At 63.5% G+C, this 11,530-nt stretch carries 12 protein-coding genes; 7 read left to right on the forward strand and 5 right to left on the reverse strand.

Translation table 11 applies throughout. The features are described from left to right. Positions 1-47: 47 nt before the first annotated feature. On the reverse strand, positions 48-680 hold the full coding sequence (locus tag AC1AXT_RS04955) for a TetR/AcrR family transcriptional regulator (RefSeq protein WP_476541232.1): 633 nt from the start codon (positions 678-680) through the stop codon (positions 48-50). Between the two features lie 175 nt (positions 681-855). Between AC1AXT_RS04955 and AC1AXT_RS04960 the strand changes: the two genes are divergently transcribed. From AC1AXT_RS04960 to AC1AXT_RS04975, 4 genes are all read left to right on the forward strand, one after another. Beyond that, positions 856-1,686, forward strand: coding sequence for an ABC transporter ATP-binding protein (locus AC1AXT_RS04960; RefSeq protein ID WP_476541234.1), 831 nt, complete (start codon positions 856-858; stop codon positions 1,684-1,686). Beyond that, on the forward strand, positions 1,683-2,897 hold the full coding sequence (locus AC1AXT_RS04965) for an ABC transporter permease (protein WP_476541235.1): 1,215 nt from the start codon (positions 1,683-1,685) through the stop codon (positions 2,895-2,897). The genes AC1AXT_RS04960 and AC1AXT_RS04965 overlap by 4 nt, the downstream gene beginning before the upstream one ends. A gap of 130 nt (positions 2,898-3,027) precedes the next feature. Next, positions 3,028-4,341: a HipA domain-containing protein gene (locus tag AC1AXT_RS04970; protein WP_476541237.1), complete on the forward strand. Its 1,314-nt coding sequence runs from the start codon at positions 3,028-3,030 to the stop codon at positions 4,339-4,341. Positions 4,342-4,455: 114 nt separating this feature from the next. Next, the gene (locus AC1AXT_RS04975) at positions 4,456-4,917 is read left to right on the forward strand and encodes a hypothetical protein (RefSeq protein ID WP_476541239.1); all 462 of its coding nucleotides are present in this window, start codon (positions 4,456-4,458) and stop codon (positions 4,915-4,917) included. Positions 4,918-4,970: 53 nt separating this feature from the next. Here the strand turns inward: AC1AXT_RS04975 and AC1AXT_RS04980 are convergent, their stop codons facing one another. The 3 genes from AC1AXT_RS04980 to ileS all read right to left on the reverse strand — a co-directional run bounded on the left by AC1AXT_RS04980 (position 4,971) and on the right by ileS (position 8,805). Then, complete coding sequence (locus tag AC1AXT_RS04980; protein ID WP_476541241.1) at positions 4,971-5,144, reverse strand: hypothetical protein; 174 nt, start codon at positions 5,142-5,144, stop codon at positions 4,971-4,973. Between the two features lie 21 nt (positions 5,145-5,165). Further along, positions 5,166-5,267 carry a type II toxin-antitoxin system HicB family antitoxin gene (locus AC1AXT_RS04985; protein ID WP_476541243.1) on the reverse strand — a complete coding sequence of 34 codons (102 nt, stop codon included), beginning with the start codon at positions 5,265-5,267 and terminating at the stop codon, positions 5,166-5,168. A 217-nt stretch (positions 5,268-5,484) separates the two neighbouring features. Continuing rightward, the gene (gene ileS / locus AC1AXT_RS04990; RefSeq protein ID WP_476541245.1) at positions 5,485-8,805 is read right to left on the reverse strand and encodes a mupirocin-resistant isoleucine--tRNA ligase; all 3,321 of its coding nucleotides are present in this window, start codon (positions 8,803-8,805) and stop codon (positions 5,485-5,487) included. Positions 8,806-9,162: 357 nt separating this feature from the next. Here ileS and AC1AXT_RS04995 point away from each other — a divergent pair, with 357 nt between their 5' ends. The 3 genes from AC1AXT_RS04995 (at position 9,163) to AC1AXT_RS05005 (ending at position 10,791) form a co-directional block, all read left to right on the forward strand. Next, positions 9,163-9,987, forward strand: coding sequence for a tyrosine-protein phosphatase (locus tag AC1AXT_RS04995; RefSeq protein ID WP_476541247.1), 825 nt, complete (start codon positions 9,163-9,165; stop codon positions 9,985-9,987). 180 nt (positions 9,988-10,167) lie between these two features. Continuing rightward, positions 10,168-10,440, forward strand: coding sequence for a hypothetical protein (locus AC1AXT_RS05000; protein ID WP_476541249.1), 273 nt, complete (start codon positions 10,168-10,170; stop codon positions 10,438-10,440). Between the two features lie 132 nt (positions 10,441-10,572). Next, the gene (locus tag AC1AXT_RS05005; RefSeq protein ID WP_476541250.1) at positions 10,573-10,791 is read left to right on the forward strand and encodes a hypothetical protein; all 219 of its coding nucleotides are present in this window, start codon (positions 10,573-10,575) and stop codon (positions 10,789-10,791) included. 371 nt (positions 10,792-11,162) lie between these two features. Here the strand turns inward: AC1AXT_RS05005 and AC1AXT_RS05010 are convergent, their stop codons facing one another. Then, entirely contained in the window at positions 11,163-11,348 is a 186-nt protein-coding gene (locus AC1AXT_RS05010) for a hypothetical protein (RefSeq protein ID WP_476541252.1), read from the reverse strand. Positions 11,349-11,530 lie beyond the last annotated feature (182 nt).

Below are 11,530 nucleotides of genomic sequence, written 5' to 3' on the forward strand. Positions count from 1 at the left end.
CCCTTGTGTTACGCCCATCCTAGCAACATTCCGGCGCCCCGGCGGCGTTACTTCCCCGGAACGGCAGCCGACGCCGGCAGCGCGACGCCGTCTTCCCGAAGCGTCTGCCAGATGACCGGCGGCAACGCCTCGCTCAGCCGCGCGAAGAACGCCGAATCAAGGCCGCTGGACGCCAGCTTCCCCTCGCGCTCCCGCCGCGCGTAGTGGTTGAGCATCGCCGTGATGCCGCCGAACAGGAAATCCATGGCGAGCGTCGATTCCTCCCCGAGATTGTTCAGGTCGACGCCGAGCAGCGCTCCCCATTGCGCCAGCATCGTCGTTTTGATGATGTCGAGCAGCGCCGGCGACGTATGGTCGCCCACGGCGAGCATCAGCCGGTGGTAGCGCTGCGGGAAATCTCCGGCGAGTTCGCGGTCCCGCAGCGCCGCGAGCGCGTCGCTGCTGGGCTGCCCGGTCATCAGCCGGCGCAGCACGACGGAGAAGACCTCGACGGGCACGTTGTGCGCGAGCGCGTCGGCGGCGAGGTCGTCAAGCGTTCCGTAATGGTAATAGAAGGTGTTTTTATTGAGATTGGCGACGCGCACGACGTCGCGCACCGTTATCGCCGCGTAGCTGCGCTGCTCCAGCAGCGTCCAGAACGCCGTCCGCAGCCGTTGGGGCCCGCCCTCCCGTTCCGCCATCGCCGCTCCCCTTTCCTTGGTTGCGCTGTCTGGCTCCCTATTGTCGGCCACCGCGCCGACTGTCCATTGGCCGCTTTTTTGAAAACCGGCCATAGCCGCGCCGCCCGCGCTTCCATAAGATTGGGAAACGATTGCAGGCCGGCAAGAAGTTTTTCCAAGATTCAAGGGAGGAAGCATGGCGGAAAACGTTTCCGGAGAACCGATGGTCCGGTTCAGCGACGTCGTGCAAAGCTACGGAAGGCGCACGCCGTTTGCCGACCGCCGCAAACGCGTGCTGGACGGCGTGAATCTCGAGGTTCCGCGCGGGCACATCCTGTGCCTGCTCGGCCCCAGTGGCGCCGGCAAGACGACGATGGTCGACCTGGTGATGGGCAACGCGGTGCCGGTAGCCGGCACGGTGACGGTGATGGGCGAACAGGCCCCGTACCGGCACGTGCGCAGCAAGATCGGCTACATGCCGCAGGACGAGGCGCTCTACAACGACATCTCCGCCGAGGAGAACCTGCGCTTCTTCGGCAAGATGAACGGCCTGGGCGGCAAGCGGCTGGACGAGCGCATCGACGAGATGTTCGCGTTTGCCCGGCTCGAGGAGCACCGCAAGAAGCTGGTGGGCGACTATTCGGGCGGCATGCAGCGGCGGCTGTCGCTGGCCGCGGCGATGCTGCACGACCCCGGGCTGCTCGTGCTCGACGAGCCGACGGTGGGCCTCGATCCGGACCACCGCATCGCCATCTGGAACACGTTCCGCGACATGGCCGCCGCAGGCAAGACGCTGCTGGTGACCACGCACGTGATGGACGAAGCGGAACGCTGCAACGAAATCGCCATGCTCAATGGCGGCAGGATCATCGCGATGGCGCCCCCGAAGCAGATCCTGAGCGAAACGGGCGCCGCGAATCTCGATGAAGCGTTCCTCGTTCTCGACGGTTCCCAGCGGGCCGCAGCAACCGCTGGCACGCCCGAAGCCGGCAGCGACAGCCATACGAAGAAGGGAGAAGACCAATGAAACGCACGTGGGCCGTGGCTCGCCGCATCCTCGAACAGTTCCTGCACGACAAGCGCACGATGGTGCTGCTGTTCATCGCGCCGCTCATCGTCCTGTGGCTGCTGAGCGTGCTGCTGGGCGCCGATTCGTACGCGCCGAAAATCGCCACCGTCGACCTGCCGGCGTCGTTCCAAAAGGCGCTGGACAAGCAGGATGCGGCAATTGACAACGTTTCCAAAGCGCAGGCCGCGCAGATGCTCGACGATGGCGACGTCGACGCCGTGCTGCGCATGGACGGCACGACGCTCGACATCTGGGCGGAAGGTTCGGACTCGACGAAGACGGCCGCCGTGGCGCAGGTCGCCACCAAGGCGCTGGAGGAGGTGCAGAAGGAAGCCTCGGAAAAGATGGAGGCGAATCTTGAAGAGCTCAAGGGACAGCTCGACGAGCTGGGCAAAACGCTGGCCGTGACCGGCGTGGCAGCCGGCATTTCCGGGCTATCGATCAACGGCGACCTGCTGGATGCCGCTTCGCTGTCGGATATCAGCGGCGTCGAAACGACGTACCTGCACGGCAACAAGGACTGGAGGATGTTCGATTATTACGGGCCCGTGTTCATCGGCATCTTCATCTTCCTGTTCACGTTCCTCACCAGCGGCATGTCGCTGGTCAACGAACGCAGCGCCGGCACGATGCAGCGGTTCCTGGCCACGCCGATCCGCCCCGCGGAAATCCTCGGCGGCTACGTCATCGGGTTCGGTCTGCTCGCGTGCGTGCAGTCGGCCGTGATCCTGTTCGTCGCGCTGACGTTCATCGGCTTCCCCAACGAAGGCAACGTGGGGCTCGTCATACTGATGACGGTGTCGATGGCGATGGTGTCGGTCACGCTCGGCCTGCTCGTGTCGGGGCTGGCGTCGAGCGCGTTCCAGGTCATCCAGCTGATGCTGCTGTTCGTCGTCCCGCAGATCCTGCTGTGCGGCCTGTTCGACCTGTCGACGGCGCCGCGCTGGATGCAGGTGCTCGGCAACTGCATGCCGGTAACGTACGGGGTCAACGCGCTGCGCGACATCATGCTGCGCGGCTGGGGATTCGACAGGATCTGGGACGACTTCGCCGTCGTCTGGGCGTTCATCGTGGCCTTCTTCATCCTCGCCGCCCTCGGCTTCCGCAAGCCCCACGCCCGCCATCTGCGCCATGGCGCCCAGCCGGCCCGGAAGCTTGAGGCCGCCTGAGCCGCATAGCGCCGGAGCTTTCGCCACCGCATTGTGCGCCCAAGTTTAGTTTCACTATACTTGGGCGCATACGTTGTATATCGTTCGCTTGCGTTGCTGAAGCGCGTTGCCGGAATGGGAAGGAGCGGTGTTGAGCACTGGGTCGTCGCATCTGCAGACACGGCTCCTGGTATGCCGTACCGTGCCGGTGCTTGCCTTTTACTGGGACGAGCGCACGGGGCGCGCGCAAGGCTCGGGGCGAGTGCTCGACTGTGAGCGTCTTCCGCTTGCGTTCACGTCGCATGGCAAGCCGGCCGTATACGCCAAACAGATCGACGCATGGTGGCGCAGCCGTGCGGTACCGCCGTCCCGCGACGGTATCCGGCGCGTGCTCGACGATCTCGGCCTCGCCTCCACCGCCCAGCTTTTGGCGCAGACGCATGCGTTTTCGCTATCCGACCAGTATTGGGTAACGACCGCTGATGATGGCGCCATACGGACACCTGCCAGCAGTTCCAGCGCCGAAAATCGTTCCGCTGAGCTGAACGAGATTGCCATCGACTATGATGCCGTCGCACAAATCTGGCATACCCGCAACTTCTTCGACAACCCGTTCCCTGCCGCGCTCGGAGAGCTGCTGCTCACGCAGGTATCGTCGTCGGCCCGCGTTGATTTCGACGCGCCGGACGCATCGACCGGCGGCGATTTGCCGAAACGCTGGACGATTAACGGCGGCGAGCGCCTGCTGATCAAGGCCGGCCGCTCCGGCCAGGAGCCGCTCAACGAACTCATCGCCACGCATCTGTGCGAACGGCTCGGCATCGCCGCGGTTCCATACTCGCTTGCCGTTGCCGACAACCGGCTCGTCTCCATCTGCCCAGACATGCTCACGGACCGCGAGGAACTCATCCCCGTATTCGACGTGCTGGAAACCGTGAAACGGAACAACCGGCTCGGCCTGCGCGACCAGTGGCATGAATCGTGCCGGATATTCCTCACCCGCCACTGCCAGCTCCAGCCGGACGCTGCCGCTCCCGTCCTTGCGCAGATTGCAGCCGCCGCCGACGGCATGCTGCTCGTAGACTGGCTGCTGCGCAACACGGACCGGCACTGGCGCAATTTCGGGCTCATCCGCGACGTCGAGACGCTTGAAGTGCGCCCCGCGCCGCTCTTCGACAACGGCCAGTCGCTGTGGACCGGCGAATTCACCGTCGACAACCGCGAATATGCCGCCAAGCCGTTCTTTCAGGCGAGCGAGCACGGCAGCGCACGGCGCCATCTAGGCCTTATCCAAGACTGGTCCCGGTTTGATTTGACTTGCCTGCATGATTGGCCCGACGACGTTGCCCACCGTCTGTCAACTTCCGGACTGCTCGCCGACCAGCGCATCGCCAACATCCGCAACGCCTTAAACTGGCGCGTACGGGTAGCGCAGGAAACGCAGGCAGCTACCCTTTCCCGCTAGCGATTCTGATTTTTCACACTAGAGAACGCTTCGCTATCTCAAGCCATATGGGATTTATTGCCGGCATGAATTCTGCCGACCCCAAGGCGGCGTCGCACTCGGATGCACAAGGATATGATGGTGGAAAGCTTTACTGAACGGAAGGGATTCGGTGTGAAGGCTCTTCGACGACGGCGTTGGATGGCAGCAGCTGCGCTAATCGCCGCGGTGGGACTGGCCGCTGGCTGCGGACAGTCGCAAAGTTCCTCGCTTCCCTCGAGCGAAAACCAGGCAGCGGAAATCGCCGAGAATACCGGCGTTCACCCACTGGAATTGCTGCAAGACGACCCCAATGCCGACTATCTCATTGCGGATCAAGCGGTCTGGATGCGCGCCGAAGATCCCGCAGCGTTGCCGGATGGCGCCGATGACGTACGAGAGAAGATCGGTTCCATCATCGCAACCAGTACAACCACATTTGACGACTGGACGGCCACCCAACTGCCCGCGAACACCGAGGTGTACGCAACCGGCTGCGCAACCGTGCTGCGCGTAGGCAACGATAGGATTGCCTACGTAAAAATGGTCGAGGGCTGACCGCATATGGCACGCCACACTTGGACGCATCCGGCGGCCACCGCGACGTTCTTTTACACGGCCCTCTTCCCGTACCTAGCTGCATAGGCATCCATGTCGAGGAGGGTAAGGGTGACGAGATCGCCCTCTTTTTCCGGCTTGACTTCCAGAAGAGGGGTAGCCTTAGGCGCGCGGTTGCCGTCTTCGAGTTCCGTGAGCACCCAGCCGCTCGCCGCATCTACCGCCATTTCCAACGCTTCGTCAAGCGTCTAGCCAAAAGTCACCAAGCCCGGCATGTCCGGTGCGGTAACCGTATAGCCGTCGTCACCTTCTTCAAACGGTTCCAGCACGATGGGGTACGTAAGCTTCATTTCGTCCTCCTTTCGTCGATTCCCGCCTGCTTGTGTTTTAGCGACTTTGCGCGCGCCTGAGCCTTCAATTTACCGCCCAAATCGATTGCCCGGAGGAAACGAAAAAGCTCCCACCACTTGGGCGGGAGCCGGGAAGGCGACAAGCTAGGCTGCGTTGCGCAGGGCCAGCTTGCCGGCTCCGTTCAGTTTTTAAAGCGGGGCCAATAAAGCCAGCCGCTCAGGCCTTCGCCACCTGGACGTCCAGCTTGTCGGCCGGCTTGATCTGGATGCCGGTGGCGAGCGTTTCGTCGGCGATGAGCTGCTTGAACTGCTCGACCTTGGCGACATCGTCGGCCGGCACGCCGAGCGTCAGCTCGATGCGGTCGGACACGTCGAGCCCCGCGGCCTTGCGCGCATCCTGCACGGCGCGGATGACGTCACGCGCGTAGCCTTCGGCGACCAGATCGTCGCTCAGCGCCAGATCGAGGATCAGGAACCCGCCGGTCGGCAGGATCGTCGTCGCGGTGTTCTTCGCCGCCGCGGCGTCCGCTTCCTCCACGCGCTTCGTCAGGTCGTATTCGCCACCTTCCAGCATGATGTCGCCTTCCGGCGTGTGCACGACCGGCTTGCCGGTCTCCACGTCGACATGCCAGTCGCCGCTCTTCGACGCCTTGATGGCGAACTGCACCTTCTTGCCGAGGCGCGGGCCGGCGGCGCGGGCGTTCACCTTGAGTTCGTCGATGATCTTCAGCCCGTGGTCGGCTGCCTGTTCCAGCGTGATGTAGTCGATCGACTTGAGATTCAGCTCGCTCTTGAGCAGCTCGTCGTATCCGTCGACCTGCGAGGGTTCGGCGACGACTACCGTCATGGCAGCCAGCGGCTGCCGTACGCGCATCTGCTTGGCCTTGCGCAGCGAGAGGGCGCCGGAAACGATTTCGCGTACCTTCTCCATCGCGTTGACCAGTTCGACGTCGTCGGCCAGCACGCGGCCGAGTTCCGTTTCGTCGCCGGTTTGAGGATCGTTGAGGTACGGCCAGTCGCCCAGATGCACCGATTCGCCGCCGGTCAGGCCCCGCCAGACGGCTTCGGCTTCCATCGGGGCGAGCGGCGCCAGCACGCGCATGAACGCCTCGAGGACCGTGTACAGCGTGTTGAACGCGCTCTCGTCCTCGTTCCAGAAGCGGTCGCGCGAATTGCGGATGTACCAGTTCGTCAGCATGTCGATGAAGTCCGCGACGACGCCGCACGCGTCGGCGATGGCGAACGCGTCGAGGTCGGCCGTCACTTCGGCGATGAGCTTGCGCGTGCGGGCCAGCAGGTAGCGGTCCATCTCGTCAAGCCCCGGCACCTCTTCCGGCTTGAGCTTGCGCGCGTCGTAGCCGGCGCCGCCGTTCGCCGCGTTGGCGTACAGCGTGAAGAAGTAGTACACGCTCCACACCGGCAGCATGATCTGGCGCACGGTGTCGCGGATGCCGTCCTCGGTCACGATGAGGTTGCCGCCGCGCAGGATCGGCGAGCTCATCAGGAACCAGCGCATCGCGTCCGAACCGTACTTGTCGAACACGCCGTTGACGTCCGGGTAGTTGCGCAGGTGCTTGCTCATCTTCTGGCCGTCGTCGCCGAGCACGATGCCGTGGCAGATGACGTTCTTGAACGCCGGCTTGTCGAACAGCGCCGTCGCCATGACGTGCAGCAGGTAGAACCAGCCGCGCGTCTGGCCGATGTATTCGACGATGAAGTCGCTCGGGAAGTGCTGCTCGAAGTATTCCTTGTTCTCGAACGGGTAGTGGTACTGCGCGAACGGCATCGAGCCGGATTCGAACCAGCAGTCGAGCACGTCGGTGATGCGGTGCATCGTCGACTTGCCGGTCGGATCGTCCGGGTTCGGGCGTGTCAGCCGGTCGATGTACGGACGGTGCATGTTGATGTTGCCGTCGTCGTCGCGCGGGTAGTCGCCGAAGTCTTCCTTCAATTGGTCGAGCGATCCGTACACGTCGACGCGCGGATGGTTCGGGTCGTCGGAGACCCACACCGGAATCGGCGAGCCCCAGAAGCGGTTGCGCGAAATCGACCAGTCACGCGCGTTCTGAAGCCACTTGCCGAACTGGCCGTCCTTGACGTTGTCCGGAATCCAGTTGATCTCCTGGTTGAGCTCAAGCAGGCGCGGCTTGATCTTCGTCACCGACACGAACCAGCTGGACACCGGCTTGTAGATCAGCGGGGTGCCGCAGCGCCAGCAGTGCGGGTACGAGTGCACGTAGCTCTTCTCCTGGAACAGCAGCGCGCGATGGTCTTCCGGAATCGAGGCGAGCGGCCCGTCGCCTGCACGAAGGTTCCTCAGGATCGGCAGGTTCGCGTCGAACACGTACATGCCCTCGTAGTCCGGGCACGCGGCGGTGAACTTGCAGCCTGCGTCGAGCACGTCGGTCGACTTGATGCCGTGTGCATTGAGCGTGTTCATATCGTCTTCGCCGTAAGGTGCCTGATGCACCAGGCCGGTGCCTTCGGCGGTATCGACGTAATCCGCCGTAAATACCTGGAAGCCTTCCGGCCCCGGCACCGCGCCTTCAACAGCGTTCGAATCCCCGGCGAAGTACGGGAACACCGGCCAGTAGCGCCATCCGGCCATTTCGGAGCCCTTGAGCTCGCGGACTACCTCGTAGTCCTCGCCGAGTTCCTTGCCATAGGAGCCGAGCAGAGGCTTGGCGAAATAGAACTTCTTGCCGGCGAACTTGCCTTCCTTCGGACGCACCTCGACGTAGTCGATGTCCGCGCCGACGACGATGGCGAAGTTGGTCGGCACCGTCCACGGCGTCGTGGTCCAGAACACCAGGTAGGCGTCCTCCTCGTCGCGCAGCTTGACGGCGACGGAGACGGTGGTGTCCTGGCGGTCCTGGTAGACGTCGGCATCCATGCGCAGCTCGTGCGCGGAAAGCGGCGTCTGGTCCTTCGGGCAGTACGGCAGCACGCGGTAGCCCTGATACGCCAGCCCCTTGTCGTACAGCTGCTTGAACGCCCACATCACCGATTCCATGTACGGAATGTCCAGCGTCTTGTAGCCGTGCTCGAAATCCACCCAGCGCGCCTGGCGGTGCACGTAGTCGCGCCATTCGTTGACGTACTTCAATACCGAGCCGCGGCAGGCGGCGTTGAACTTGTCGATGCCCATTTCCTCGATCTGGTCGACCGAGTCGATGCCGAGCTCCTTCTGCGCCTCGAGTTCGGCCGGCAGGCCGTGCGTATCCCACCCGAACACGCGGTTGACGCGGCGCCCCTTCATCGTCTGGTAGCGCGGCACGACGTCCTTCGCATACCCGGTCAGCAGATGCCCGTAGTGCGGCAGGCCGTTGGCGAACGGCGGACCGTCGAAGAACACGAACTCGTTGTTGCTGTTCTCGCCGGACGGGTTCCTAGAAATGGAGTTCTGGAACGTGTCGTGCTCGTCCCAGTATTCCAGCGTCGCCTTCTCCAGCTCCGGGAAATCCGGGCTTGGGGTGACGTTCGCCGCGCTGTCGCCGACCGCGGCCTTCGGGTACACATGATTGGTGGTTTCGCTCACCGTTGCTCCTCGTTAGCTTCGTTAGTTTCAACCACACGAGGACGATGGCAACGCCTTATGCTGCCGCCACCGCGGTACCACCTCGCTTGCCGGGCCCCGAACGCAACGTCCGTGGCGCCGACCGCTTGTAGTCCGGCTATGCGGGCCGGTCCCGCCGGTTCTACTGGGCGCCGCAGCGGCGCCGTTCTTCCGGGAGCTCCCCGCTGATAACGGATCGTCGCTCATATCGTCCCTCAATCTACCACACCGCCCGCCCGAAACGGCGGCGCAGCGCCGTCTTTTGGAAAACGGCGAGGAGGCGACGCAGAGAGCGGAAAGGTGCCCCGGCGCAATCTTGGCCTCCATAGAATGAAAGCCATGGATTACGCAACGATTTCGACGAAACTGCCGCTGGACACCATCGAAAACTGCCGCGACCTTGGCGGCATCCCGACCGAAGGGAACCGGCGGATCAAGCCGGGGCTGCTGTTCCGGTCCGCGGACCTGCACGCGGCGAGCGACGCCGATCTCGAGCGGCTGCGGAACGCCGGCCTTGGCAACGGCGACGAAGTGGGCGGCGAGCGGATCAACGCGTACCCGGTCGGCGCGGTCATCGACCTGCGCACGCTGCCGGAACGCCACGGCAAGCCGGACCGGCTGCTCGCGAACTGGAAGCTGTACGAAACGCCGGTGTTCTACGAAGCGCAAGTCGCGAAATCTCAAATAGAGGGGATGTTCGCGAAGCCGGGAACGTTCATGGCGGCGCTGTATCCGGCGATGGCGGAAGATGACAGCGCGAAGGCGTGCTGGGGCAAGCTGTTCAGCCTCGTCGCCGGCCACCCCGGCGCCTACCTGTGGCACTGTACGCAGGGCAAGGACCGCACCGGCATCGCGGCGGCGCTGATCGAAGCCGCGCTTGGAGCCGACACCGACACGATCCGCGCCGACTACCTGCAAACGAACCTGTACATGGCGCAGGACACCCCGAAGGTCGTGGAGGCGCTGGAAGCCGCGCTGCCGGGGCGCGCGTCGCTGGACATCGAGCAGTTCCTGGTCGCCGCGCCGCAGTATTTCGATTCGTTCCTCGAGGCGACGGAACGCTACGGCGGCCTGCTCGGCTACGTGCAGCAGGCGCTGGGCGTAGGCGACGGCCAGATCGCGGCGATGCGCGGCTACTACACCGAACCGGCGCCGCAACAGTGACATACGTTACGCTTCGTTGGCGGCGAAGAACGGCGGCTTCAGGCGTTTTCACAGCGCCTGTGGAATTATAGTTGGAAGCAGGCATGGAAGTTGGGGTCCGTGCGCCGCAATGACGCATCCCCGGCTGCCGCATAACGGAGCAATCGTGCGTGGGAAACGCACTGGCGAAGGGAGTTTGCGATGGCAAGCGAAGAGAATCTGCAGGATCTGACGGACGCGCAGGCGAAGGAACTGGGCGACATCGTACGCGAGACGATCCAGCCGGAAGCGGGCACGGAAGCGGCGCGCGAAGTCACCGCCGGCAAGGATCCGGCCGACGTGGCCAAGCCGTTCACCGACGCGGTGAAGAAGTCCGCGGAGGAAGCGGCCGATTCCGTCGAACTCAACGACCGCGAGAAGGCCGTCATCGAGGAAGCGCGCGCCTGGGGCTCCGGCAAGAGCGAAGTGGAGTGACGCCTTCCGCGCGTTGCGCGGCTTTTATTCAGGATTTTTGAGATTTTTTGAGATTTCGGCGCTGGCTTCCAGCGTCGCGTAACGGGGAAACACAGCATTATCCGCTTTTCAAGCATGAAGGGATTGGTTCAGATGGCAGAGCAGAAGGAACAGGGCGACGGTTTCCTCGACAACGTCAACGTTGAGGAGCTGCGCGAAATCGTCAAGGAAACGGAGAAGCCGGCGGCCGCGCGCGAAGCCGAGATGGCGGCGCGTGAACGGCTCGGCGAACCCAAGCGCGAACGGGAGAAGATCGACCACGAAGCGCAGGCGGCGCTGATCGCCGACGAGCGCAACATGTGGGACTACTGATTGTTCTTCGCGGGAAGCTTGCGCAGGCGGTTCCGCGGGAATATCGCGGGTGATTCTGCGGGGGTACCGCGGAAAACGTCCAAGCTTTTTCGCTTCCCTTGAAATGTAAACCTCGGAAACGGCGGATTCTAGCCGTTTCCGAGGTTTTCTTTTTCGGCCGGGGAAAAATTGTCAACCGACTCTCCGCTTTCCGCCCCTCCCTTGGCCCGGCACATAGCGCGCGGGAGGGCCCATGAAATGCGAAAAGGGCACGCCATGCGAACATGGCGCGCCCCGTGACTACTGCGATATGGCAAAGATTGCTATTTTCCGGCGCTGCATGCCGCCGCACTTCAGCGGAGGCTGCCTGTCAGCGCTTCAGCTAGGCCCGGTCAGTGGGTCTGGTGGGTTTCCTCACGCTCGGCGGTGTACTGCTTCGCGTAATCCTCGGCGTGGGAGTCCTCCCAGCCTTCCTTGGCCTGCTTGATCTCGTCGATCTTGTCCTCGATGCCCTTCTTGAAGTCAGCGTGCTGGGCCTCGACGCGTTCCTTCATTTCCTCGAATTCTTCCTTGTCCATGATGCCGTCCTTTACGTGTGGCGACGCCCTCCCCCGCACCTTGCGAGGCTTACGGGCGCCTGGCGTTTCCGTTCATTGCGTTGATTCCATTACAGCACGCCGGAGCCGATTGCGTTCACAGAGGAAAAGGAAGAAAAACGCCCCTCCCCGCGCTGCTCGAAGGCGCGGGAAGGGGCGTGGCT

This window comes from Bifidobacterium sp. LH_450, from assembly GCF_056356715.1.